Origin of the sequence: Pantoea sp. paga, assembly GCF_007558755.1 — a bacterium.
In the GTDB taxonomy this organism is placed as follows: Bacteria; Pseudomonadota; Gammaproteobacteria; order Enterobacterales; family Enterobacteriaceae; genus Pantoea; species Pantoea agglomerans.
In genome coordinates this window covers 753,087-773,919 of the sequence record NZ_VLTF01000001.1, presented here as the reverse complement: position 1 = coordinate 773,919, position 20,833 = coordinate 753,087, and the positions used below count along the sequence as shown (strand labels likewise).

Sequence of the window (20,833 nt, the reverse complement as noted above, 5' to 3'; positions counted from 1 at the left end):
CGTTGATTAACACACCGCGATGTTAGTAATGTATTCATAAGCCACATGAGTACATCCCCATGAAGACGCGTTTTTCCGAGGAACAGATCATCATTATTCTCCGCGAGGCCGAAGCCGGGGTTTCTGCCCGTGAGCTCTGCCGTAAGCACGCCATTTCCGACGCCACATTTTACACCTGACGTAAGAAGTATGGCGGCATGGAGGTGCCTGAGGTTAAGCGCCTGAAGTCACTTGAGGAAGAGAACGCCAGACTCAGGAAGCTGCTCGCCGAGGCCATGCTGGATAAGGAGGCGCTTCAGGTGGCTCTGGGTCGAAAGTACTGACGGCAGACCAGAAGCGGGAAGCCGTTGAGTTTATGTGTGATGCGACCGGTCTGTTGCAACGTCGTGCCTGCAGGCTAACAGGTTTGTCCCTGTCGACCTGACGCTATGAGGCTCAGCGTCCAGCGACTGATGCACATTTATCAGGGCGTATCACTGAACTGGCGCCCGAACGAAGGCGTTTTGGTTACCGGCGCATCTGGCAGTTATTGCGCCAGGAGGGCCTTCACGTCAACTACAAGCGGGTATACCGCATTTATCACCTTAACGGCCTGAGTGTGAAGCGCAGACGACGTCGTAAGGGTCTGGCGACTGAGCGGCTTCCGCTGCTTCGCCTGGATGCCTCCAATCTGACCTGGTCAATGGATTTCGTCATGGATGCACTGGCCACCGGTCGCTAGAACAAGTGCCTTACCTGCGTCGATGACTTCACAAGGGAATGCCTGACTGTCACTGTTGCCTTCGGGATTTCAGGCGTGCAGGTCACGCGTATTCTGGACAGCATTGGGCTGTTTCGCGGCTATCTGGCTACGATAAGAACCGATCAGGGCCCGGAGTTTACCTGCCGCGCGCTCGATCAGTGGGCCTTTGAGCATGGAGTGGAGCTGCGACTAATCCAGCCCGGCAAGCCGACACAGAACGGATTTATTGAGAGTTTTAACGGACGCTTTCGCGATGAATGTTTGAATGAACACTGGTTCAGAGATATTGTTCACGCCAGGAAAATCATTAATGACTGGCGGCAGCACTATAACGAGTGCCGTCCACATTAAGCACTGAATTATCAGACACCATCAGAGTTTGCAGCACGGTAGCAAAATGGAAAATGTGAAGGTAAACAAACCGACATTACTAATGACGGTTGTATATAATACTGGAGGCAGGTCAGGTTGGCACGGTTATCCTATACCCGGTACCGAAGCATCTCCAAAACTTTTACGCGAATTTTTTGCTCGTGGCGATATAAGCAAGGCGGAATACAATAAATTGATCAAAGGTAAATAGTGATGAATATTCTCAAAATAACATTGCTGGGTAGCGAGACACAAACTGATCCAAAGAGCATCAGCTTATCTATCAATTCAAAATTCCACTAAAACCCAATGGACAGAAATAAACCGCGCCATCGAATATGGTAAATCCCAGGGCGTCAAAGTGACGGTAACTCAGGTGAAATGATGGAATTTAATAAAGATCAAGATTATTGGGCTAATGCTTTTGTTACCAATGAGTTTTTGAATATTGAGACTTACTCAGGATTAGGTATGACGAGAAGAGATCCCTTGTTCCCATCTCGTCTATTACCACTTGATATAGATGATAAAAGTTTGGGAGAGGAGATCTTACAAGCATTGTTTGATAGCCGAACATTAACCGAACTTGCTGATCGTGTAGAATTTTTTGATCTTGAAAAAGGCAAAGAAAAATATGCAATCTGGATAGCTATGTTGATGGAAAAACATGGCTATAAAACTAAACGAGCATTGTTTAAAAATATGAAAAAATGTGGTATTCATCTGGTAAATAATCAGATTACTATTCGTCCCAGCTACCATGAAAAGCTGGAAGCCTGGAGCGGTGCCAGGATCAACGAATCTGATTATGTGGTTCTTCCTGTAGACAGTTCCCCAGACGAAATCGGTGCCGGTCTGCGATTAGCCCTAAGTCGCTGCAAAGGCTAGGTCAAGATCCCGGTTCGCACCGGGATCTTTTTACCAGCAGATCACTTCCCAGCCAGCCGGATAATCAGCTGCCCCGCCTCCGGGATCACCTCGATCTTCTGCCCGGTGGTAAAGCCCAGCGGCTCCAGCCAGCGGCCCTTGATGGTGAGCTGGGGCAGGGGGTTCGGCTGCCCCCTGTTAGGCCGGTATCCGACTTTGTAATAATGCGCGGCGGTTGTGACCGTGCGGGTTCCTGACTTATGATGCATGTCAGCCATAATTAACTCCCGTATAGTTAGTTGTGGTCAGCGGTTGCTGCGGGTTGCCGCCCGCTTCAGCCGCGCTAAAAATGTCTCGTTAAGTGCTTCCTGCTCCGATTTAACCTGTTTAAATATACACCTTCTGCTGCATAAACTCGCTGAAAGCCGGATAATAAACTGCGAGGCACCTCTGTAAAACGGATTATTTTTTCTGAGCAGTATTTCACTTATCCCTTCTTCCTGAAGTGCATCAGCGCGAGGAAAAAAATCAGGCCTGATCGGCAGCTATTCTATCGCAGCCGTGACGGGCGTGCTGGGTGGCCTTGGCGCAGGTAACCTGGGTGCAGCCGCAGCAGGTGGAATGGCGCCTTACATCGCCAATAAAATTAAGCAAGCTACCAGCAAAGTTGTCGACGGACAGGAGCAGACTAACGTCCTGGCTAACACCATGGCGCACGCGGTTGCGGGTGCCGTACTGGCGCAGCTGGCGGGCAACAACGCAACAGCGGGTGCAGCCGGTGCTGCGGGTGGCGAGCTGATGGCCAGAGCTATCCTCAGCTCAATGTATCCCGGCAAGCAGGCCAGCGAACTGACGCAGGAACAAAAGCAGGTTGTCAGCGCGCTCGGCCAGCTGGCTGCGCAACTGTCCGCGGGAGTGGCTTCTGGTTCTGTTGAAGGTGGGATTCAGGGGGCGGTTGCCGGTAAGAATGCGGTTGAGAATAATACACTGGGAAATGATGAAGAGGAGTTGCAGCGGGAACATGGTAATCGCCCGGTTAAAATAATTTCTATCAAACCCGCACAAGCTGGGATTGTAGATGATGAGGGCAGTATCAGGTCGGTTGGGGGTAAGGTTATATTGCCTGTTGCTATCAAAGACTTGCCCGCGACAACAGGAAAGGCCGGAACATCCAATGAGTCAGTTAAGAATGCCCCAGGTATCCAGCAGATTCCGGGCTTAGGAGAAGTTAATGACTTTGTTACCTCACAATCGATTAATCTCAATAAAAAACTGGGAGCAAAAATTGGTGAGGGACGCTTACCTTATGAAGCAAGCAAAGCTGGTGTCGAGCAGGCGAAGGCTACGGTTAGGGAAACATTAGAGAACGCCACATCAGTGAGCGAATTAATTCCTAGCTCAACTGTTCGAGGCAATTATGATCTTGTCCATGTTTATAGTTCAAAGACTAACAGTACTGTAAGCTTAAGGGTGTTGCCGGACGGTAAATATGAGTTTGATACGTTGATACCTGAGAAATCATCGAAGTTTTAACCAGGAGAATGAGAGTGCATGTTAATTAATGAAGTTTTACAGGATATCAGGTTTCGTTCATTTTTTATGGATGGAGAGATGGTATGCGAATGTTTGGCTCTTTTTTTTAAAGTGTCCACTGTAGGATGGGTATCGTTAACAGTAAGCGAGGGCACTTCAAAGTTTGAAGTGTCGAAATTTGAGCCAGAGTTAATCGACCTGTCAAAAATTAGTGATAATTTTGCGTACCCTATAAGCTCATTAAAAGGGCTGGATAAGTATTTAGGATTAAAAATTTCGGCTGTATACGAGTACAGGATTAAAAACATCAAGGAAGGTTGTATTGGCGTATTTATTGAATTTGGTGATTGTGGGGTTAGTTTCATTGAAGTTGAGGGATGCCTGAGGATTGTAGAGGGTGTAATGCAATACTCTAATACGGATGTTTTTTTACATAAAATAGAAGTTTAAAAAGTCAGAAACGAAAAGGGGTTTCAGAGTGCAGCTAAGAAATAACCCGTTAAAAATATTTCATTTTTTGCATTTCTCATAAATTCAAGGCTGAGAATGAAAACTGCTTATTTTCCGCTGGTTTTCTTGTAGTAGTTAGAGCGTTGAGTCTCGCTAGTTGGCTATTCACCTAGCGATAAATGAGTAATATTGTTAACGCTCCCTAGGCTACGGACTATCAAGTTATCATACGAACTATATAAGAGCTTTTGGTGAGGTGATAATTATTAGAGTCAAATTTCACTCTGCGTTCATTCTAGTTTAATAATTCGGTCAGCAGGTACAATGACTGCTCGCTGGCTAATAATTTGCTCAGTGCTCCCTCACCAAATCTAAAAGATAAAAGCCTCATACTTTCGCAGCAGGCTTTTATCTTTCAATGGCATCACGCTTAGTGCATTAACTGACTCACCAGACCGGTAAGATCGGCTTTTTTATCCACGACGCCCGCCGTTGACGCTTTATCCACCAGCTGCGGCAGATATTTCGCCAGCAGATTCAGTGCATCGCTGGTGTTAATACCCATCCGCGCAGCCAGTTGCTCAATCGCCTCAGAGTTAATCATCTTCTGCACCAGGTCGCTGCTCAGCGCAACGTTCTGCTCATCGCCCAGCCAGGAGTTGACCACCTCACTGTACTCGCCGCTCTGCAGGTGACTCACAATAGTATGTAAACCACCTTGCTGCTCAACCCACTCCAGCACACCTTTCACTTCCTGGCTGGTCTGATTATTCAGGCCGCACATGGCCAGTACTGTTTCCAGTAAACTCATTCTGTTATCCTCTTTAACTTAATCTGTTAAGACTGTTTACACGCTCTGATTTTATGAATGACAAACAGCACAATAATTGAACCCACGGTGGCAATAGCAATGCTGTAAATATTGAAGCCATCGACCTTGCCAAAACCCAGAGCGGTACTGACTACACCGCCAATCAGCGCACCGATAATACCCAGAATAATGGTCATGAAAATGCCCATGTGTTCTTTGCCTGGCATAATACATCTGGCGATAATGCCGGCAAGTAATCCAAATACAACCCATGACAATATGCCCATCATTAATATCCTCTATTTTTATATTATTTACAGCAACGTTTAGCAGTGGTTTAACCCATGAATTAAAAGCAGGTGTATCGTACGCCGAGCAGTATTCGCCTGGCAATCCTGTTTTCTTTATTAAACTAAACGTATCAGAAACGATAGGGGAGTAAATATGAGCATTCTGGATAATATTAAAAATATAGGCGATGAGTTGTTACATGCTGTAGATAAAAATGTTGAAGATAAGTCTGTAACCGCCGCAGAGAGTAATCGTACATATACGGTTAAATCAGGCGACACGCTCAGCGCCATCGCAAAGCAGTTTTACAATGATGCGTCCCAGTATATGAAAATCTTTGAGGCGAATAAAAACCTTCTCAGCAGCCCGGATAAAATTGCACCGGGTCAGGTACTGACCATTCCTGAGTAATAATTCGTCAATAGTATGAGCCAGCTGGCGCAAATATTGCCCGGCTGGTTTTTTATTTAAATCCAGCTTGTCATAACACCATGACAGAGTTGAGCCAGACAGCCTGCGTTGATTCAGACTTAACGGTGGTCTCGGTAATAGCAGCCGCAGACGAGCTGAGATGAACAGTCAGACAGGAAGAGAATACTGGGATCGCTGAAAAGCAAAAAACCCGCTCAGGTTTCCCTGAGCGGGTTTTTCTAATCTGGCTCCTCTGACTGGACTCGAACCAGTGACATACGGATTAACAGTCCGCCGTTCTACCGACTGAACTACAGAGGAATCGTGTGAACGAGGCGAATATTAACGGCGTCGCTCTAAGGTGTCAACAGCAAAAAATACATTATCATTCAACTGGCTAGCTTTAACGCAAAGCGATCGTGATTTAAGCAGTTTGCGCAGTGTCAGCGGCGATTCTGGGCAGGGGATCCTGCTGGTAAAACTGGCGCAGATGCTGATACATGGCGGGAAAGCGTTCGGCCAGCAGTACCGGAGCCGTAAAGAAATATTCAGAGAGCACGGCGAAGCACTCAGCGGGATCGCTGGCGGCGTAGGGATCGATCGTGGCGGCCTGCTCACCCACCAGTTCAACTTCACTCTCAATCTCCGCCATCGCGGCACGCAAATCCTTCTCCCAGAGTGCGACGTCACGCAGCGACATGACCGGAATACCGCTGGTGTAACCGCTGCCGCGGGCATCCAGCTTGTGCGCAACCTCGTGGATCACCAGATTAAAGCCGGAGAGATCGAACGAGTCCTGAATATCGAGCCAGTTGAGGACTACCGGCCCCTGCGTCCAGCTCTGCCCGGCGTGAACCGCGGGCGCGCTGTGAACCAGCCCATCGTCATCCTGCCACTGATCGTCGACCTCGAACGGCTCGGGATAGATCAGCACATCGTGGAAACCGTCCAGCCACTCCAGGCCCAGTTTCAGTACCGGCAGGCAGAACAGCAGGGCGATCCGCACACTGCGCAGTTCATCCAGCTGAACACCGTCGAGCGGCACCAGTTTTTTATGTTGCAGAAAGCGCTGCGCCAGCTCAACCAGCGCTTGCTGTTCAGCCTCATCCAGCTGGCTGAATATCGGCTGCGCCAGCCCGTGCTGCCATGGCAGCGCGGCCAGGGTGGCGTCGTTATGCGTTTTCCAGGGCCATTTAAACATCGCAACTCCCGCACAGAACCGGACTATTTCGCTATCCTGACGCGGCAGACATAAAAATGCCAGCATCGAAACACCATGCTGGCACTGTTCATCTGGCGACAGGGCTAAGGGCCGTCTATTCAACCCGTTAGCACGGTCGTTGTCTGTGATTCAGCCCGCAAAGCGTGGGGCCGGGGCGTCAGTTGCGCTCAATACGATGAAACTCAATCACCCACACCCAGGGATTCACTTCCCAGCTGGTCGCACCATACTGTTTTTCCCAGGCTTTACGGTACGCCTCTTTGGGCGATTCAGAATTGACGTTCATGGTGAAGAAGTTGTTGAGGAAGTGCGAATCGGTCTGCACGCCTTCCGCCATAATGTCATCTTCACTGATGTCCTGAATTTTCTCGGCGCGCACGCCGGTAATTTCCAGATTGATGCGGCTGGCCCAGCGCGGCATATGAATGGCGGTTTGCCAGCCAAACTGCTCTGCTTCCGGCGTGCTCAGTGCATGCTGGCCCAGCTCGTTGCTGTCTGCACGATACTGGCAATATTCTGGCTGGCGGAAGGGCGTCGGGTCGCGTTCATAATCGGCCAGATACTGCTCGGGTACCATCGGGCCACGCCAGGTTTCACGCACCCAGAGCACGTCACCCGGTTTACCGTAAGGACACTGATAGCTGATGTCCGTCATCGACATCATTTTATAACCATGCAGATGATTAGCACTCACATCGAAAGCGTGTACGCCCTCGTGATGATCCTGTCCCGGACCGAAAGCCTGAGTTTTCATAATGCGCCGGGTTTGCGTTTGCTGGCCAACCAACAGGGCACGAACACGCTGTTCGGAAAAAAGAATCGGCCGTTCTTTCATGGATTACCTCTTTTTATTAGTAGAACCCGGTTACTGCTGTAAAAGTCCATTTGCTTCACATCTGAGAGTTATCATAAAAGCTTTAAATCATTTTGCTTAATAATTTGTAGGCTGACTGTCACTGTATAATTGTCACTTTAGTAGTTAAAAACCAGCAAAATGCAAAATGCAAAAAGCGCACCAAAGCTTATCACGCAACTGGCAAAAAGCGACGAATAGCCCGGATACAGTACGTTATAACCGTAAAAATAGGAACCTTTTCAGACTTTTTCACCTGTCATAACGTGCAGTTTTACACTTAATCGCGTGACAAAAAAACGCTGAGCATGAGGCAGGAAGTTGGTTAAGATCGAACCAAACATTACGCCTGTTAAACTAATTTTCTTAGCAGCAATTCACTGAGGAAAGACTGAAAACAGCCGAAATTGCGGTTATTGTGTAACAGAGATGCTATACAGATGATCCAGATCTCATTTTTCTGCCCGGAATCGCTGGCAGCGCTGCTCTTTTCAACTGCACTGTAAAAAAAGTGTCATTAGCCAGTCGCTATGATGGCTTGCCGTTTGCGCACTGATCGCGACAGAAAAACTGCTGTCGATCACTACAGGGAGATAGATTATGTCACTCACACTCTGGCAATCTCGCTATGAAAGCTGGTTTCAGGCGAACTGGATCCACGACGACGGCGCGCACGATATCGCCCATCTGCGGCGTGTCTGGATGAGCGCACAGCGAATCATGAACGGCACGCCCGCTGATCCGCTGGTGGTGCTGACCGCCTGCTATTTTCACGATGTGGTGAACCTGCCGAAGAACCATCCGGAACGTCACCTCGCCTCTACCTATGCCGCGACGGAAACCCAGCGCATTCTGCAGCAGGACTTTCTCGATTTCCCGGCTGAAAAGATTGATGCCGTGATGCATGCCGTTAAAACCCACAGTTTCAGCGCTGGCATACCGCCTCAGACGCTGGAAGCTAAAATTGTACAGGATGCTGACCGGCTGGAGTCGCTGGGCGCGATTGGGCTGGCGCGGGTCTTCTACACCGCCGGTGCGCTGAATCGGCCATTATTCGACAGCCAGGACCCGCTGGGTAAAGATCGCGAACTGAATGATGTTAAGTGGACGCTGGATCATTTCCAGAAGAAGCTGCTGCGTCTGCCGGAAACCATGCACACTGAAACCGGCCGCATGCTGGCTGAACATAATGCCGATTTCCTGGTGCGCTATATGGCGAAGCTTTATGCCGAGCTGCAGGGCAATCTGGTGGGAATGGATGAGGGTGTGCTGCGGGACTTCACACCTTTGCAAACCGAATATTAAATTTTTATGACAGTATGTTAATCGAAACGGCCATCCGGTAGCTTGTAGCAATAACAAAAAGGAGCTGCCCGATGACTGAAACTGTTAATTTAACGATTAAAATTGATCCTGAGCTGAAAGAAACGATTAAACAGCTGGCGCTGGAAAATCAGATTTCGATGAGCCAGGAGATTGTGCAACGTTTGCAGGCCAGTCTGGAAACGCATCCACATCCGGCGATTGATAACCAGGATATCACTGAAGAGGGGACTGAGGGATCCGGTGCCGCTGACGTGAAGACCGATGCACTAAGTGCAACAGAGCTGAAGCAGATTCGGCTGCTGCTGAAGAAGCAGAGCAAGAAGAAGAAATAAAACAGAAACCCGTCGCCAGACGGGTTTTTTCATTTCACGGTGATTACGACTTCAGTTGACGGATATGTGGCAGTAACAGCTGAGCCACCGCTGCAAACACCGGCACTACCACCGAGTTACCAAACTGCTTATAAGCCTGAGTGTCGGAAACCGGAATGCGGAACGGCTCGCGGCCTGGCACATCAAAGCCCATCAGGCGGGCGCACTCGCGCGGGGAAAGACGGCGTGGCCGACGCGCCATGTTATCGGCATCCTGAAACTCCGCTTCGCCCAGCGCACTGTCCCAGCCGCGATCGATCAGAATCTCTGAGCCATCTTTGTAGTAACGTGCTGACAGCGTACGCACGCAGCAGTCAGGATTACGCGGATCGTTGAGGCCAAAGCCAAAGCCATTGCCTTTGGCTTTATGTTTTTTCGCGTACTGGTAGAGATAGCGCCAGAGCACCGGTGACAGGATATATTTGTCATCCGGCGCACTCTCCAGCAGGCTCTGCAGGCTGGGTACCTGCGCCGGGTAGAAACGGCGGATATCGCGCAGCGTAAAATCCTGCTTTTTCAGGTCACGGCGAATACCCACCAGCACAATGCGTTCGCGATGCTGCGGCAGGAAGTGACGCGCATCGATCACTTTGGCATCCGGGCTGCTGGCGCCCGCATCCGCAACGTCATACCCCAGCTCATCCAGCGTCTCCATGATAATGGCGAAGGTGCGGCCCTTGTCATGACTCTTGAGGTTTTTCACATTCTCCAGCACAAAGAACGGCGGCTTCTTGGCAGCCAGGATACGGGCCACATCGAAAAACAGCGTGCCCTGCACCTGACACTCAAAGCCATGTGCACGGCCCAGCGCATTTTTCTTGCTGACGCCCGCCAGCGAAAAGGGCTGGCAGGGAAAACCGGCCAGCAGCACCTGATGATCGGGGATTGCCGCATCAATCGCGCGGTATATCGCTTCATCGTCGGTCAGACCTTCCGGCTGGGTGACCTGACGGATATCGGTATTGAAGTGATGCTCAAGCGGATCGCTGTAGTGGTTGGCTTTGTAAGTGCGGACCGCCTCTTTATTCCATTCACTGGTGAACACGCACTTGCCGCCGATCGCCTCGAACCCCTTACGAATGCCGCCAATACCGGCAAAGAGATCGATAAAACGAAATTCAGGATTATCATAATGGGCGGGACGGGACGGCAGCAGCCCCTGTAACAGCGACAGTTCCGCTTCACACAACGGTGGCAGGGCGGTTTTACCCTGACGAATCCGGTTCAGGAGTGCCGGCGTCCAGCAGGAAAATCCTGCCTGCTGCAGGCGGGCCGTGAGATCACGAACCGAATAGATTGCCAGCACCTGCTGAAAGAGTTCAGACGCATCAGCAGATGAAAGTGCAGCAGAGAGTGGTTCAGCGAGGGCGGCGGGATGCATGCGTTTTTCCTTAACAGTAAGGTGCCTATGCTATCACTCCAGACGCTGTGAGGAAATTGCCTGGATGTGCCCTGAGCCAGCCCCCCGGAATGTTCTGTTTTTGCGGCACACTGTGTGAAGTCGTCGTGCGGCAGCTTTCGCTTTTCGTGGCGCAGGCTAAAGTTGAAGGACCAGCAAAAAAGGAGAGGTTATGGCTGATGTTCACTCCAGCGAAATACGCAGCAAAAATATGCGTGCCATTCGCGCTCAGGATACGGCCATTGAGCAACGTATTGCGCTGCTGCTGAAAGATCGGGGCTTCAGCTTCCGCGTGCAGGATAAAAACCTGCCGGGTCGGCCCGATTTCGTTCTGACAGAACATCAGGCAATTATTTTTGTTCATGGCTGCTTCTGGCATCGTCATCACTGCTATCTGTTTAAACTGCCGGCGACGCGCACAGAATTCTGGACCGGCAAAATCAACAGCAACGTTGAACGTGACCGGCGTTATGTGCGCCAGCTGCAGGAGAGCGGCTGGAAAGTGCTGATCATCTGGGAGTGTGCGTTACGTGGCAAACTGCGCCTGACGGATCAGGATCTGCTGGAGCGGCTGGAGGAGTGGCTGCTGGCGATGCCGGAGAGTGCCGAAATCGACCATCAGGGCATTCATCATTACAACGCCGATTGCTAATCACAGACATAATTGGTTAGATCTGCGCTTTCTCCGTGGCCAGGAGCCTGAAATGAGCAGCATAAAACTGACGGTAAAACGCCTTTACCAGATTCGTGACGAGCGGATGGTGAATACTAAAGCGACCGCGCGGGTTTACTGCGGCGACAGGCTTGTCGCCACGGAGGAGATCACCGGCATGACCGAAAGCCCGGTCAGCAAATATCTGCATGCTGAAGGAGCAGCAGGCGAGACGGTGCGGGTAGAGTGGGATTGTGAGGGCATCGCCGAGATGACCGTTACGGAAATTGAGCGCTGCCCATGTTGTCAACATAACGAACCAGACTAAGGATAAGATTTTGGCGGGAACCAGTTTACTGACTTTACTTGATGATATTGCAACACTTCTGGACGATATTTCCGTCATGGGGAAAGTGGCGGCGAAAAAGACCGCTGGCGTACTGGGCGACGATCTGTCGCTGAATGCGCAGCAGGTCAGCGGCGTGAAAGCCAACCGTGAGCTGCCGGTAGTATGGGGCGTTGCCAAAGGATCGTTTCTTAATAAACTGATCCTGGTGCCACTGGCGCTGATTATCTCCGCATTTGCGCCCTGGCTGATTACGCCGCTGCTGATGATTGGCGGTGCCTATCTCTGCTACGAAGGCGTGGAGAAGGTGATGCACAGTCTGCAGCATGACAAGCAGAGCAAATCACCGGAAGCGCGTCAGCAGCGACTCGATTCGCTGGCGAATCAGAATGCGGCTGAGTTTGAGAAGAAGAAGATCAAAGGCGCGGTGCGCACCGATTTTATTCTGTCAGCCGAAATTGTCGCGATTACCTTAGGCATCGTGTCGGAATCGCCGCTGCTCAATCAGGTGATTATCCTGGCGGGCATCGCAATTCTGGTTACGGTGGGCGTTTACGGCATCGTGGCGGCCATCGTCAAAATTGATGACTTCGGATTCTGGTTGCGTGAGAAACCGTCCCGCCTTGCGCAGGGTTTGGGTAGTGTGCTGCTGGCTGCCGCGCCCTGGCTGATGAAGATCCTCTCGGTGGTCGGCACCATCGCCATGTTCCTGGTCGGCGGCGGTATTGTGGTACACGGCATCGCACCGCTGCATCATCTGATCGAGGAAGTCAGCAGTGGCTTCAGCGGCTGGATCGCTATGCTGCTCAGCAACGGTGCCAACCTGGTGCTCGGCTTTATCATTGGGTCGATCGTGCTGTTAGTGGTTAACCTTATTGCCAGAGTGCGCGGAAAATCGGTATAAAGCGCACTGTGATTTACGGTCAGGAGAATGACGATGAACGACGACATGTTTGAATTTGATATCGACGCACAACTGGAGCAGGCTGAAGCGAAAGCAGAGAAAAAAGCCAGCGAAGTGCCGGATGATCTCGGCGACGAAGCCGATTGCGAAGGCTGTAAAATCTGACGTCAGCGTCAATACTTCATCAAAGCGGATAAGTTTTTTTATCCGCTTTTTTTATTTTCCGCATATCCAGCTGATTAATTCCGAATTTGCCCTTTTTTTGCGTGCCTTAACAGGCAAGGGTCGGCTTTGCCTGCTATAAAGAAAATAATCACTCTGGTTAATAACACTCAGGTTAATAAAAGGAGCGCATCATGGTTTTCGCAATCAGTGAAGAAGTGCAGCATAAGGAAGAGGGGCAGACGATGGTGGTGACCGGCTACGCGAGCGGCATGGTGGAGTGCCGCTGGTATGATGGCTATGCCGTGCGCAGCGAAGCCTTTCGCAGCGATGAACTCTGCGCTTTGAATCCCGCGCAGCAACTGGCGGGCTGACAGCATCAGGCCTGTGGGTTCTGCAACCCGCCAGGCCCGGTTTCTGCTTTTTCTGGCCCGGCACACTCCCTGTGCCGCCCTGTTTTCAGACGTTACCGTCGTTATCTTCTTCAACCGCCTGATAGATCCGCTGCAGCACATCCGGGAAGGCTGACTGGACGCGACTCCAGCTCGGTATAAACGGCTTATCGTTAGGACGCTCAATAAACGCCTGACCCGCTTCCAGAATCGACTGGGTAAACATCTCTACCGCTGCCTCTTCCACATGCTGATCAAACTTCAGCCCGTTCATAGCCGCCTCGTGGTTATAGGTCTCCATCATATCCAGCGCATTTCGGTAATAGGTTGCTTTCAGCACCCGGAACGAGTCGCTGGTCAGCGGCACACCCATGGTGGCGAGCTTACGCAGCAGTGACTGGACGATATCGCTGCTCATGCGCTTCAGGCCGCCGGTGCCGTCATCTTCAGCCAGCGGCTGATGCTTGTGATCGTAGTTATCGGCGATCTCAACCTGGCACGACTGGCGGGTGGTGTAGTTACGATAAATCTCCGACAGCACGCCAATCTCCAGCCCCCAGTCGCCGGGGATTTTAATCCCGTTCAGCACATGCGTCCGCATGGCGAACTCCCCGGAGAGCGGATAGCGGAAGCTCGACAGATATTCCAGATATTCTGAATGGCCATAAACTTTCTGCAGCGATCGCAGCAGCGGACCCACCAGCAGACGTCCCACGCGGCCATTAAGCTTGCCATCCGCGACGCGCGCATAGAACCCCTTACAGAACTCATACTGAAATGCCGGGTTGGCCACCGGGTAGAGCAGGCGTGCCAGCATTCCGCGCTCATAGGTGACGATATCGCAGTCATGCAGTGCCACACAGCTGGTACGGTCTGACGCCAGCGTATAGCCGGTGCAGAACCAGACGTTGCGACCTTTGCCGGGATTGGTGGGTGACAGACCCTCTTTATCCAGCTCGGCATCAATCGCCTTCAGACGCGGGCCATCGTTCCACAGAATGCGATGCCGTTGCGGCAGACGGGAGAAAAACTCGCGGGCAAACAGGAACTGGTCGCGGTCGGCACGATCCAGCCCAATCACAATTTCATCCAGATAGGGCACTTTAGCCAGCTCATCGACAATTTTCGTCAGCGCCGGGCCTTCAAGTTCGGAAAACAGCGATGGCAGGATCAGCCCCATTTTGCGTTTGCGGGCAAAGCGTACCATCTCTTTTTCCAGCGACTCCACGCTACGGTGGGTGAGGTTGTGAAAGTTGGTGATTACGCCATTCTGATAAAAGTCACTCATCGCATCATCCTTTTAATGCCCGTGGGCAGCTTATTGAGGTTGAGTCAAAAAATAGTCAAGTCCTTCACGCCAGCCCTCTGGGCCATGGTGAGCCGTGTGATAGATCTGCTGCTGATCGGAGCGGCTGAGTGTCACCGGTGTTTTACTGTAGCCCTTAATCACGACCGCATAATCAACCGCATCCAGCATCGGCGCATCGTTAGGGCCGTCACCCAGTCCGATGGTCACGCGTGCCTCACCGGGTGAATGCGCCAGCAGCCAGCGCAGGGCTTCGCCTTTGCCGCTGCCCGCAGGCATCACATGCCAGAAACGCCCGCCCTGGGTCAGCGCCAGGCCCTCTGCACGCAGTGCGTCATGGAACTGGTCAAACGCCTCGTCACTGTCGCGCCAGACAATCACTTCTGACGCATCGCGCTGACGCGACAGTTCTGCATCCGCCTCGCTCAGGCCGGTCATCGAGGCCACTTCCGGATCAGAGAAGTCATGGAAGCCGGTAAAACGGTACGCTGTTTTCAAGGCAGCCAGCCGCTGGCAGATAGCGTCATAGGTCAGCGTGTTATCGGGCAGGCGGATCCGCTGCTGATCGTGCGTTTGCACCACGGCACCGTTTTCAGCAATAAAAGGTGAACCGCTGATGCCAAGCCTTTTTTGCAGCGGAATAATCTCGGCTGCGGTTTTACTGGAACAGATCACCAGCGGAACAGCGTACTGCCTGAGCGTGGTGAGCCATTCGGTGGCCGCATCCCAGCGATAGGTATGATGGTCAAGTAATGAACCATCCAGATCGGTAATTATCATTAACGGCTGGTGGAGATCGGGCATTAACGGGCTCCTTTCATCACATTCGCGACTAAAGCGGCGATTTTTCAATATTATAGTTGAATATGGCTCACACTTTTTTTCCAGCCACGCTGTCTGGAAATCCAGGATAATTCTTAAAACGAAACCGCAGTAAAAGTGGGTATGCAATAAGTGTGCAGGGCTAAGTGACTGGCGGGCGCGATGTTTTTGGTAACAGTCGCTCCATAATTACCCGGTCAGTTGCAGAAACGTGCATATCTGATGCTTGTTTCGGCGTCGGGAAAGGGTAATCTGCAGGGGTGTTAAGAATTCCCTGGTGTAACGAATTGAATTTTTACCCGGCCTTCCCGCCGGGTTTTTTTTTGAAATCGATTTCAGCGGTTCGCTTCATAGGCGCGATAATCACAAATATCAATTTCAAACGCCTCCGCCAGTTCGCTATAGGAGTGGAAAACCCGGCCTTCTACTTCCAGCCGTGGTGTCTGATCCTGCTCCATATACTCCCGTACCTCTCCCGACGTTCTGGCCTGAATTGCCGCCAGTAAACCCTCGACATCAATCTGCAGATCGGATGGCTGAGCATCGCCGTGCTGTTTTTCGTCTGTCATTTTCTGACTCCTGAGAGCAAACAGAGTAATCAGTATAGAACGCAGGGCAGAAAGGCGGGAGCGGAGAGATCGCAGGCAAAAAAAAGCCCGCGCTGCGCGGGCAAAATCCTTGTTACTTTCAGGTTGTGGCTGCACCTATGGGGGTGATGCAGTGAGAAGAGTTTAAAGGCCTGACGCGTAAGAAGTCTTGCGGTGAAATGTTAAGGAATTGCAAAAGTTTCTCCTTACTCAGATTTACCTGACTTTTCGACTAAACAGAGCAGATTCAGCTATAGTTAGTGATAAAGCTGATTTTTATCAATACCTAAAGGAATGGTTATGGACATCTTACGAATTATTATCGCTATTCTGCTGCCACCACTGGGCGTGTTTATGCAGGTCGGTTTTGGCGGCGCCTTCTGGCTGAATATCCTGCTGACACTCTGTGGTTATATCCCAGGTATTATCCACGCCGTCTGGGTCATTGCCCGCCGCTAACGCGCTGCATCGCCACGGTTCTTCGTTTAGACTGTACTCAGTCAATAATCAGGAGAACCGAAATGAAGGTAAATGACCGCGTCAGCGTCAAAACCGATGGCGGCCCGCGTCGTGTTGGCACCATTCTGGCTATGGAGCCGTTCAATGAAGGCACCATGTTCCTGGTGGCGCTGGAAGATTATCCTCTGGGTATCTGGTTTTTTAACGAGACGCACCAGCCGGATGGCATTTTCGTCGAGCCTTACCAGGAAGCCTGAGCCTGACGCGCAATAAAAAAGCCGCCTTCCCGTTTGCCGGAAAGGCGGCTTTTTGCTGTCGGAGATTACGCGACTGACATCAGCCGCTGACGTTTAACCGCTATAACTTCAGAAGGTTTCCCAGTTATCGCTGCCGCCCGCCAGTGCCGGACGGGGTGCCAGAGCCGGTGTCTTTAACGGTGAAGAGACGCGTGCAGCCACACCTGCGGTTGCGGGGGTGTCCTGCAGGCGGAATGCCGCGACCGCCTGCGTCAGTTTACCCGCCTGATCTTCCAGCGAGGCCGCTGCAGCGGAGGCTTCTTCCACCAGCGAGGCGTTCTGCTGGGTGACGTTATCCATTTCGGTGACCGCCTGGCTCACCTGCTGAATACCGCGGCTCTGCTCGTCCGACGCCGCCGCGATCTCCGACATAATATCGGTAACGCGCCGTACGGCTTCAACAATCTCACCCATGGTGCTACCGGCTGCGCCAACCTGATGCGAACCGTCATTGATCAGCGTGACGGACTCTGCAATCAGCGATTCAATCTCTTTCGCCGCCTGCGCACTGCGCTGGGCCAGATTACGCACTTCGCTGGCCACCACCGCAAAGCCACGACCCTGCTCACCGGCACGCGCCGCTTCTACCGCCGCATTCAGCGCCAGGATGTTGGTCTGAAACGCAATGCTGTTAATGACGTTGGTGATCTCAGCGATTTTTTTCGAGCTGCCGGAAATATTGGTCATGGTTTTCACGACGCTGTTCACCAGCTCGCCGCCGCTGCGCGCTTTACCCGAGGCATCCGCGGCCAGCTGGCTGGCGTGATGCGCATTCTCGGCGTTCTGCTTCACCGTGGCGGTAAGCTGTTCCATGCTGGCTGCGGTCTGCTCCAGTGCCGCAGCCTGCTGCTCGGTGCGTGAAGAGAGATCGGTGTTACCGGCTGAAATTTCGCTGGAGCCCTGATAAATCGCGACGGCGCCTTCACGCACTGTACCAACGGTGGTCACCAGCGCCTGCTGCATCAGTTGCAGGTTATGGATGAGCGTACCAATCTCGCTGCGGCCATGGGGCAGGGGAGCGGAGGTCAGATCACCCTGCGCAATGCGTTCGATACGCAGCACCGACTGACGCAGCGGACTAATTACCACGCGGCGCAGGAAGACGAAGGTCAACAGCACCAGCACCAGGGCGGCACTGAATGCCACGGCCATGGAGATAAAGCCGATGCGCGACTGTTGATCGGCCTGGGCGGTAATGGCATTGGCGCGATCAGTTCGGATCTTGATCGCCTTCAGCAACACCGCGTTATAGTCGTCATCCAGCTTGCGGGTTACATCGGTCTCCTGAGCGATGATGCCCTCAAAGCTGCCCTGTTTACCGGATTCAATCATCGGTATCAGGCCTTTAGTAATGTAATCGTTGAAGCGAGCCTGCAGCGTGGCATCCAGTTCCATATCCGCGGGCGTCTTTACTTCACGTGCCTGATAAATCGCGAAGCCATCTTTTGCCTGCTGGATCCGTTTTTCGGCGGCGGCAATATTGGCGCGAAACTCATCCATTTCACCAATACGCGCGGCGGCACCGGCCTGAATAATGGTCAGGCGCGCAGTACGCAGGTGGTTTGAACTGTTAGAGAGGCCCATACGAACCTGGATTTCGTCCGTGGCATCATCGAGGGAGTGATTGCCGGAAATCAGAAAGTAACTGGCGACACCAATACAGAGTGCGAACAGCAGCAAAATGCCGCCGAAGATCAGGCTAAACAGCGGCACCAGGCGGAGATTCTGCCAGATGCCTGCGCTTTTCTGTCCATTATTATCTCGTGCAGTGTTCATATCCTTGCTCTCTTGAGGCTGTTGTTATAAGGCATAACATCGGCAAAAGAGCGTAAAGGCTTAGCAGTAAGAGTGAGACCTGGATCGCAATTCCGGGCAAAAAAAAACCGGCCAGAGAGGCCGGTTCTTCAGATGTTATGCTCAGCGGATATTAACGTAAATACCTGAAGTCACATTATCCGTTAAACGCACCACATGATAAATAACCTGCTTATTATGGGTTTTGATTTTGCGTTTAATATTACCTTTGTGTGACGATACCGTTTTGGCCTTAATTTGCATTTTATCTGAGATCTGGATGGTGTCATGACCTGACATCCACATCTTCAGCATGTTTGACTCAGTCTGGCTCAGCGTTAATGGATGTACGTCCATGCCCGAAGAGATGCGCGCAGACTGGTTAAGCTTCTTCTGCAAATAGGTGCTGAGTAAGGAGTCCAGGGTAGAAGTTTTCATCGATTTTGATGTAATAATCAGGTTCTTACGAACGTAGAGGTATTCCTCAAAATGGATGTTGCTAATCGCCATGAATATAAAGAACAGCGTATCAGGATGCTGCGTAATAATGCTGCGGATACGTTCACTGGAATCAGATTCATGAATGAAACAATCTTCATTAATAAAGACGACACCAGGGTTTAATTGCTCACATTTTTGCTGTAGTTGCTCAATATCGGAGACAGAAGAGATGTTTTTCTTCTTAACTCCTTTTAAAGACATATAGTCTGATAATCCCAGGCGTGTGTAGTTGCAGGAATCCATAATAATAGTTGGCATAATAGCGACCCTCACCAATTTGTTATCCGTTTAAATCAACGATGAATACGCGTTGCGGTACGAGAGAGATTTCTTAGGTACTTTTTTATTCTGCTCGTGCAGTTTGGCAACGGGCAAACGCCCGTAAAAGTCTTCATCCCTGACCCATTCTGCAAAAAATTTGTGCTGCCGTGACGTCACACACTCTCCGGCCTTGGCGGGGAATGCCAGTGAAATGTCGGAGGTTAAGTAAGACTCATTTTTTGGGAGCCAGGTCACTATCCCTGAAAACACAGGGTTTTCTGATAGGACAATTCTCAAAAACATTTGTTTTACGAAAGTGTGATGTCTCAGCGTGCGTTGACAATGCCGGAAAAAACATTTTTTAACAAGAAAAATCACCTAAAGATTTTTTTCTTGTAAATTCAGTGTCTTGTCGATTTTGCCTGCACATTCACAGTCTGACAGCTTCTGTGAACCACCCAACTAAAATACGCGAAGCCCGGTTTAATAAGAATTATTTTCAGACTCTCCGCATGTTTATCAGAATTTCCTTAGTTGCATTCTGGAAAACATGGTTCGGAAAATGCACGGATGGTTTTGCGATACTTAAGTATCGTTATGCAAAGATAGTTAGAAACTTAATGTTCAGGGGCGGGATAGTTCTGTCAGGAACACGGCGAGTAAATCAAATACTTCACCGAACAAATGCTCACAGAACGGGGCTAGCAGAGGCATCAGCAAGCTGATGGTTAAAATTCCGACTGATAAGGTAATCGGGAAGCCAATTGCGAAGATTGATAACTGTGGTGAAACACGGTTTAACAAACCCAGTACCAGATTTACCATGAGTAACAAAACGATTAAGGGCAGCGCTAACATCATGCCATTAAGGAAAATTAATCCGCCAGATTTCACCAGTGCCATAAATGCATTGGCATTTAGCGGCTGACCGCCAATCGGCAGCGTATGAAAACTGTCCGCCAGCAGCGAGATCAGCCACAGGTGTCCGTTAAAGGTCAGGAAGAGCAACATCGCCAGCATGTCGAGAAAACGGGCCAGCACCGGCATGTTAAGACGGCTGCCAGGATCAAAAAAGGTGGCGAACGAGATACCCATCTGTAAACCAATCACTTCCCCGGCAAGGCGCACGGCAGCAAAAGCGAACTGCATGGTGAAGCCGAGTGCAATACCAATCAGCATCTGCTGAATCAGCAGCAGGAAGCCTTCAGGGGAAAACAGGGTGACATTGACCGCAGGTAACAACGGCATCAGCAGCCAGGTGATCATCACCGCCAGACCGATTTTGACACGTTTGCTGACGGATCGTTCATTGAGGATCGGTGCGGTGGCGAATAACGCCATGATGCGCACCAGAGGCCAGAAGAACTGGCTGACCCACTGAACCAGCTGGCTGCTGTCGAGAGTAATCATCAGCCGATGATGTAAGGCAGGTTGGTAAAGACGGTGCGGATATAGTCCAGCAGCAGATTCAGCATCCACGGGCCGGCAATGATACCGGTGGTGGCAACCGCCAGAATCTTAGGAATAAAGGATAAGGTCTGTTCGTTGACCTGGGTCGCGGCCTGGATCAGGCTGATCAGCAAACCGCTGACCAGTGCGGCCAGCAGCAGCGGGGCGGCCAGCATCAGGGCGACGCGCATTGCTTCCTGTCCCATTACCATTACTGATTCGGGTGTCATGTGTTGCTCCGGTAAGAAAAGGGG

Annotated in this window: 27 protein-coding genes, 1 tRNA gene and 1 pseudogene; 15 read left to right on the top strand and 14 right to left on the bottom strand. The window is 51.2% G+C overall.

Annotated features, from left to right (window positions below):
- Positions 1 to 59: 59 nt before the first annotated feature.
- From FOV68_RS03730 to FOV68_RS03720, 3 genes and pseudogenes are all read left to right on the top strand, one after another.
- Positions 60 to 1,135: pseudogene (locus tag FOV68_RS03730) on the top strand (IS3 family transposase).
- A gap of 235 nt (positions 1,136 to 1,370) precedes the next feature.
- On the top strand, positions 1,371 to 1,499 hold the full coding sequence (locus FOV68_RS24535) for a hypothetical protein (RefSeq protein WP_370513268.1): 129 nt from the start codon (positions 1,371 to 1,373) through the stop codon (positions 1,497 to 1,499).
- Positions 1,499 to 2,002 carry a contact-dependent growth inhibition system immunity protein gene (locus tag FOV68_RS03720; RefSeq protein WP_143990338.1) on the top strand — a complete coding sequence of 168 codons (504 nt, stop codon included), beginning with the start codon at positions 1,499 to 1,501 and terminating at the stop codon, positions 2,000 to 2,002. Before FOV68_RS24535 ends, FOV68_RS03720 begins: the two co-directional genes overlap by 1 nt.
- A gap of 41 nt (positions 2,003 to 2,043) precedes the next feature.
- Here FOV68_RS03720 and FOV68_RS03715 read toward each other — a convergent pair whose 3' ends face one another.
- Positions 2,044 to 2,259, bottom strand: coding sequence for a SymE family type I addiction module toxin (locus FOV68_RS03715; RefSeq protein ID WP_069026488.1), 216 nt, complete (start codon positions 2,257 to 2,259; stop codon positions 2,044 to 2,046).
- Positions 2,260 to 2,602: 343 nt separating this feature from the next.
- Here FOV68_RS03715 and FOV68_RS03710 point away from each other — a divergent pair, with 343 nt between their 5' ends.
- Together FOV68_RS03710 and FOV68_RS03705 are read left to right on the top strand one after the other, a co-directional pair.
- On the top strand, positions 2,603 to 3,514 hold the full coding sequence (locus FOV68_RS03710) for a VENN motif pre-toxin domain-containing protein (protein WP_143990337.1): 912 nt from the start codon (positions 2,603 to 2,605) through the stop codon (positions 3,512 to 3,514).
- An 18-nt stretch (positions 3,515 to 3,532) separates the two neighbouring features.
- The gene (locus FOV68_RS03705; protein ID WP_143990336.1) at positions 3,533 to 3,964 is read left to right on the top strand and encodes a hypothetical protein; all 432 of its coding nucleotides are present in this window, start codon (positions 3,533 to 3,535) and stop codon (positions 3,962 to 3,964) included.
- A gap of 430 nt (positions 3,965 to 4,394) precedes the next feature.
- Here the strand turns inward: FOV68_RS03705 and FOV68_RS03700 are convergent, their stop codons facing one another.
- Together FOV68_RS03700 and FOV68_RS03695 are read right to left on the bottom strand one after the other, a co-directional pair.
- A complete protein-coding gene (locus tag FOV68_RS03700) occupies positions 4,395 to 4,775 on the bottom strand; it encodes a YidB family protein (protein WP_010247730.1) in 381 nt (126 codons plus the stop codon).
- A 26-nt stretch (positions 4,776 to 4,801) separates the two neighbouring features.
- Positions 4,802 to 5,062, bottom strand: a complete 261-nt coding sequence (locus FOV68_RS03695; RefSeq protein WP_010247728.1) for a GlsB/YeaQ/YmgE family stress response membrane protein — start codon at positions 5,060 to 5,062, stop codon at positions 4,802 to 4,804.
- Between the two features lie 157 nt (positions 5,063 to 5,219).
- On the opposite strand from FOV68_RS03695, the gene FOV68_RS03690 reads away from it, so the two are divergent.
- The gene (locus tag FOV68_RS03690) at positions 5,220 to 5,477 is read left to right on the top strand and encodes a LysM peptidoglycan-binding domain-containing protein (protein WP_143990335.1); all 258 of its coding nucleotides are present in this window, start codon (positions 5,220 to 5,222) and stop codon (positions 5,475 to 5,477) included.
- A 245-nt stretch (positions 5,478 to 5,722) separates the two neighbouring features.
- On the opposite strand, the gene FOV68_RS03685 is transcribed toward FOV68_RS03690, so the two are convergent.
- The 3 genes from FOV68_RS03685 to FOV68_RS03675 form a co-directional block, all read right to left on the bottom strand.
- Positions 5,723 to 5,798: transfer RNA gene (locus tag FOV68_RS03685), tRNA-Asn, on the bottom strand.
- A 103-nt stretch (positions 5,799 to 5,901) separates the two neighbouring features.
- Positions 5,902 to 6,678 (bottom strand): DgsA anti-repressor MtfA, encoded by a 777-nt coding sequence (gene mtfA, locus FOV68_RS03680; RefSeq protein WP_186289712.1) that lies wholly within the window; start codon positions 6,676 to 6,678, stop codon positions 5,902 to 5,904.
- Positions 6,679 to 6,856: 178 nt separating this feature from the next.
- Positions 6,857 to 7,534 (bottom strand): hypothetical protein, encoded by a 678-nt coding sequence (locus tag FOV68_RS03675; RefSeq protein ID WP_010247721.1) that lies wholly within the window; start codon positions 7,532 to 7,534, stop codon positions 6,857 to 6,859.
- 618 nt (positions 7,535 to 8,152) lie between these two features.
- Between FOV68_RS03675 and FOV68_RS03670 the strand changes: the two genes are divergently transcribed.
- Positions 8,153 to 8,857: a phosphohydrolase gene (locus tag FOV68_RS03670; RefSeq protein WP_010670862.1), complete on the top strand. Its 705-nt coding sequence runs from the start codon at positions 8,153 to 8,155 to the stop codon at positions 8,855 to 8,857.
- Positions 8,858 to 8,928: 71 nt separating this feature from the next.
- A complete protein-coding gene (locus FOV68_RS03665; protein WP_143990333.1) occupies positions 8,929 to 9,210 on the top strand; it encodes an Arc family DNA-binding protein in 282 nt (93 codons plus the stop codon).
- A gap of 43 nt (positions 9,211 to 9,253) precedes the next feature.
- Here FOV68_RS03665 and dcm read toward each other — a convergent pair whose 3' ends face one another.
- The gene (gene dcm / locus FOV68_RS03660; RefSeq protein ID WP_010247715.1) at positions 9,254 to 10,630 is read right to left on the bottom strand and encodes a DNA (cytosine-5-)-methyltransferase; all 1,377 of its coding nucleotides are present in this window, start codon (positions 10,628 to 10,630) and stop codon (positions 9,254 to 9,256) included.
- Between the two features lie 190 nt (positions 10,631 to 10,820).
- Here dcm and FOV68_RS03655 point away from each other — a divergent pair, with 190 nt between their 5' ends.
- The 5 genes from FOV68_RS03655 (at position 10,821) to FOV68_RS03640 (ending at position 13,086) form a co-directional block, all read left to right on the top strand.
- Positions 10,821 to 11,300 carry a very short patch repair endonuclease gene (locus FOV68_RS03655; RefSeq protein ID WP_031593194.1) on the top strand — a complete coding sequence of 160 codons (480 nt, stop codon included), beginning with the start codon at positions 10,821 to 10,823 and terminating at the stop codon, positions 11,298 to 11,300.
- Between the two features lie 52 nt (positions 11,301 to 11,352).
- Positions 11,353 to 11,628, top strand: coding sequence for a hypothetical protein (locus tag FOV68_RS03650; RefSeq protein WP_010247711.1), 276 nt, complete (start codon positions 11,353 to 11,355; stop codon positions 11,626 to 11,628).
- 10 nt (positions 11,629 to 11,638) lie between these two features.
- Positions 11,639 to 12,550: a DUF808 domain-containing protein gene (locus FOV68_RS03645; RefSeq protein WP_010247708.1), complete on the top strand. Its 912-nt coding sequence runs from the start codon at positions 11,639 to 11,641 to the stop codon at positions 12,548 to 12,550.
- Between the two features lie 33 nt (positions 12,551 to 12,583).
- A complete protein-coding gene (locus FOV68_RS24265; RefSeq protein WP_003854444.1) occupies positions 12,584 to 12,715 on the top strand; it encodes a hypothetical protein in 132 nt (43 codons plus the stop codon).
- 191 nt (positions 12,716 to 12,906) lie between these two features.
- Positions 12,907 to 13,086 carry a YodC family protein gene (locus tag FOV68_RS03640; RefSeq protein ID WP_010247703.1) on the top strand — a complete coding sequence of 60 codons (180 nt, stop codon included), beginning with the start codon at positions 12,907 to 12,909 and terminating at the stop codon, positions 13,084 to 13,086.
- A gap of 85 nt (positions 13,087 to 13,171) precedes the next feature.
- Here FOV68_RS03640 and FOV68_RS03635 read toward each other — a convergent pair whose 3' ends face one another.
- The 3 genes from FOV68_RS03635 to FOV68_RS03625 all read right to left on the bottom strand — a co-directional run bounded on the left by FOV68_RS03635 (position 13,172) and on the right by FOV68_RS03625 (position 15,801).
- Entirely contained in the window at positions 13,172 to 14,392 is a 1,221-nt protein-coding gene (locus FOV68_RS03635) for a glycosyl transferase (protein ID WP_010247700.1), read from the bottom strand.
- 30 nt (positions 14,393 to 14,422) lie between these two features.
- Entirely contained in the window at positions 14,423 to 15,214 is a 792-nt protein-coding gene (locus FOV68_RS03630; RefSeq protein WP_022625472.1) for a mannosyl-3-phosphoglycerate phosphatase-related protein, read from the bottom strand.
- A gap of 353 nt (positions 15,215 to 15,567) precedes the next feature.
- Positions 15,568 to 15,801, bottom strand: coding sequence for a DUF2525 domain-containing protein (locus FOV68_RS03625; protein ID WP_010247694.1), 234 nt, complete (start codon positions 15,799 to 15,801; stop codon positions 15,568 to 15,570).
- A 318-nt stretch (positions 15,802 to 16,119) separates the two neighbouring features.
- On the opposite strand from FOV68_RS03625, the gene FOV68_RS03620 reads away from it, so the two are divergent.
- Both FOV68_RS03620 and dsrB read left to right on the top strand, forming a co-directional pair.
- Entirely contained in the window at positions 16,120 to 16,278 is a 159-nt protein-coding gene (locus tag FOV68_RS03620; RefSeq protein WP_010247691.1) for a YqaE/Pmp3 family membrane protein, read from the top strand.
- Positions 16,279 to 16,340: 62 nt separating this feature from the next.
- Positions 16,341 to 16,535 carry a protein DsrB gene (gene dsrB, locus FOV68_RS03615; RefSeq protein WP_010247689.1) on the top strand — a complete coding sequence of 65 codons (195 nt, stop codon included), beginning with the start codon at positions 16,341 to 16,343 and terminating at the stop codon, positions 16,533 to 16,535.
- 108 nt (positions 16,536 to 16,643) lie between these two features.
- Here the strand turns inward: dsrB and FOV68_RS03610 are convergent, their stop codons facing one another.
- The 4 genes from FOV68_RS03610 to fliQ form a co-directional block, all read right to left on the bottom strand.
- A complete protein-coding gene (locus FOV68_RS03610; RefSeq protein ID WP_083068887.1) occupies positions 16,644 to 18,350 on the bottom strand; it encodes a methyl-accepting chemotaxis protein in 1,707 nt (568 codons plus the stop codon).
- A gap of 141 nt (positions 18,351 to 18,491) precedes the next feature.
- Positions 18,492 to 19,127, bottom strand: a complete 636-nt coding sequence (rcsA, locus tag FOV68_RS03605) for a transcriptional regulator RcsA (RefSeq protein ID WP_010247685.1) — start codon at positions 19,125 to 19,127, stop codon at positions 18,492 to 18,494.
- A 627-nt stretch (positions 19,128 to 19,754) separates the two neighbouring features.
- Entirely contained in the window at positions 19,755 to 20,540 is a 786-nt protein-coding gene (gene fliR, locus FOV68_RS03600) for a flagellar biosynthetic protein FliR (RefSeq protein WP_010247683.1), read from the bottom strand.
- Positions 20,540 to 20,809: a flagellar biosynthesis protein FliQ gene (fliQ, locus tag FOV68_RS03595; protein WP_003854466.1), complete on the bottom strand. Its 270-nt coding sequence runs from the start codon at positions 20,807 to 20,809 to the stop codon at positions 20,540 to 20,542. The genes fliR and fliQ overlap by 1 nt, the downstream gene beginning before the upstream one ends.
- Between the last annotated feature and the right edge of the window lie 24 nt (positions 20,810 to 20,833).

Excerpts from the sequence above, each read along its gene's own strand:
- FOV68_RS03720 (WP_143990338.1), top strand. The coding sequence starts at position 1,499 with ATGGAATTTAATAAAGATCAAGATTATTGGGCTAATGCTTTTGTTACC.
- FOV68_RS03715 (WP_069026488.1), bottom strand. The coding sequence starts at position 2,259 with ATGGCTGACATGCATCATAAGTCAGGAACCCGCACGGTCACAACCGCC.
- FOV68_RS03710 (WP_143990337.1), top strand. The coding sequence starts at position 2,603 with ATGGCGCCTTACATCGCCAATAAAATTAAGCAAGCTACCAGCAAAGTT.
- FOV68_RS03705 (WP_143990336.1), top strand. The coding sequence starts at position 3,533 with ATGTTAATTAATGAAGTTTTACAGGATATCAGGTTTCGTTCATTTTTT.
- FOV68_RS03700 (WP_010247730.1), bottom strand. The coding sequence starts at position 4,775 with ATGAGTTTACTGGAAACAGTACTGGCCATGTGCGGCCTGAATAATCAG.
- FOV68_RS03695 (WP_010247728.1), bottom strand. The coding sequence starts at position 5,062 with ATGGGCATATTGTCATGGGTTGTATTTGGATTACTTGCCGGCATTATC.
- FOV68_RS03690 (WP_143990335.1), top strand. The coding sequence starts at position 5,220 with ATGAGCATTCTGGATAATATTAAAAATATAGGCGATGAGTTGTTACAT.
- mtfA (WP_186289712.1), bottom strand. The coding sequence starts at position 6,678 with ATGTTTAAATGGCCCTGGAAAACGCATAACGACGCCACCCTGGCCGCG.
- FOV68_RS03675 (WP_010247721.1), bottom strand. The coding sequence starts at position 7,534 with ATGAAAGAACGGCCGATTCTTTTTTCCGAACAGCGTGTTCGTGCCCTG.
- FOV68_RS03670 (WP_010670862.1), top strand. The coding sequence starts at position 8,153 with ATGTCACTCACACTCTGGCAATCTCGCTATGAAAGCTGGTTTCAGGCG.
- FOV68_RS03665 (WP_143990333.1), top strand. The coding sequence starts at position 8,929 with ATGACTGAAACTGTTAATTTAACGATTAAAATTGATCCTGAGCTGAAA.
- dcm (WP_010247715.1), bottom strand. The coding sequence starts at position 10,630 with ATGCATCCCGCCGCCCTCGCTGAACCACTCTCTGCTGCACTTTCATCT.
- FOV68_RS03655 (WP_031593194.1), top strand. The coding sequence starts at position 10,821 with ATGGCTGATGTTCACTCCAGCGAAATACGCAGCAAAAATATGCGTGCC.
- FOV68_RS03650 (WP_010247711.1), top strand. The coding sequence starts at position 11,353 with ATGAGCAGCATAAAACTGACGGTAAAACGCCTTTACCAGATTCGTGAC.
- FOV68_RS24265 (WP_003854444.1), top strand. The coding sequence starts at position 12,584 with ATGAACGACGACATGTTTGAATTTGATATCGACGCACAACTGGAGCAG.
- FOV68_RS03640 (WP_010247703.1), top strand. The coding sequence starts at position 12,907 with ATGGTTTTCGCAATCAGTGAAGAAGTGCAGCATAAGGAAGAGGGGCAG.
- FOV68_RS03635 (WP_010247700.1), bottom strand. The coding sequence starts at position 14,392 with ATGAGTGACTTTTATCAGAATGGCGTAATCACCAACTTTCACAACCTC.
- FOV68_RS03630 (WP_022625472.1), bottom strand. The coding sequence starts at position 15,214 with ATGCCCGATCTCCACCAGCCGTTAATGATAATTACCGATCTGGATGGT.
- FOV68_RS03625 (WP_010247694.1), bottom strand. The coding sequence starts at position 15,801 with ATGACAGACGAAAAACAGCACGGCGATGCTCAGCCATCCGATCTGCAG.
- FOV68_RS03620 (WP_010247691.1), top strand. The coding sequence starts at position 16,120 with ATGGACATCTTACGAATTATTATCGCTATTCTGCTGCCACCACTGGGC.
- dsrB (WP_010247689.1), top strand. The coding sequence starts at position 16,341 with ATGAAGGTAAATGACCGCGTCAGCGTCAAAACCGATGGCGGCCCGCGT.
- FOV68_RS03610 (WP_083068887.1), bottom strand. The coding sequence starts at position 18,350 with ATGAACACTGCACGAGATAATAATGGACAGAAAAGCGCAGGCATCTGG.
- rcsA (WP_010247685.1), bottom strand. The coding sequence starts at position 19,127 with ATGCCAACTATTATTATGGATTCCTGCAACTACACACGCCTGGGATTA.
- fliR (WP_010247683.1), bottom strand. The coding sequence starts at position 20,540 with ATGATTACTCTCGACAGCAGCCAGCTGGTTCAGTGGGTCAGCCAGTTC.
- fliQ (WP_003854466.1), bottom strand. The coding sequence starts at position 20,809 with ATGACACCCGAATCAGTAATGGTAATGGGACAGGAAGCAATGCGCGTC.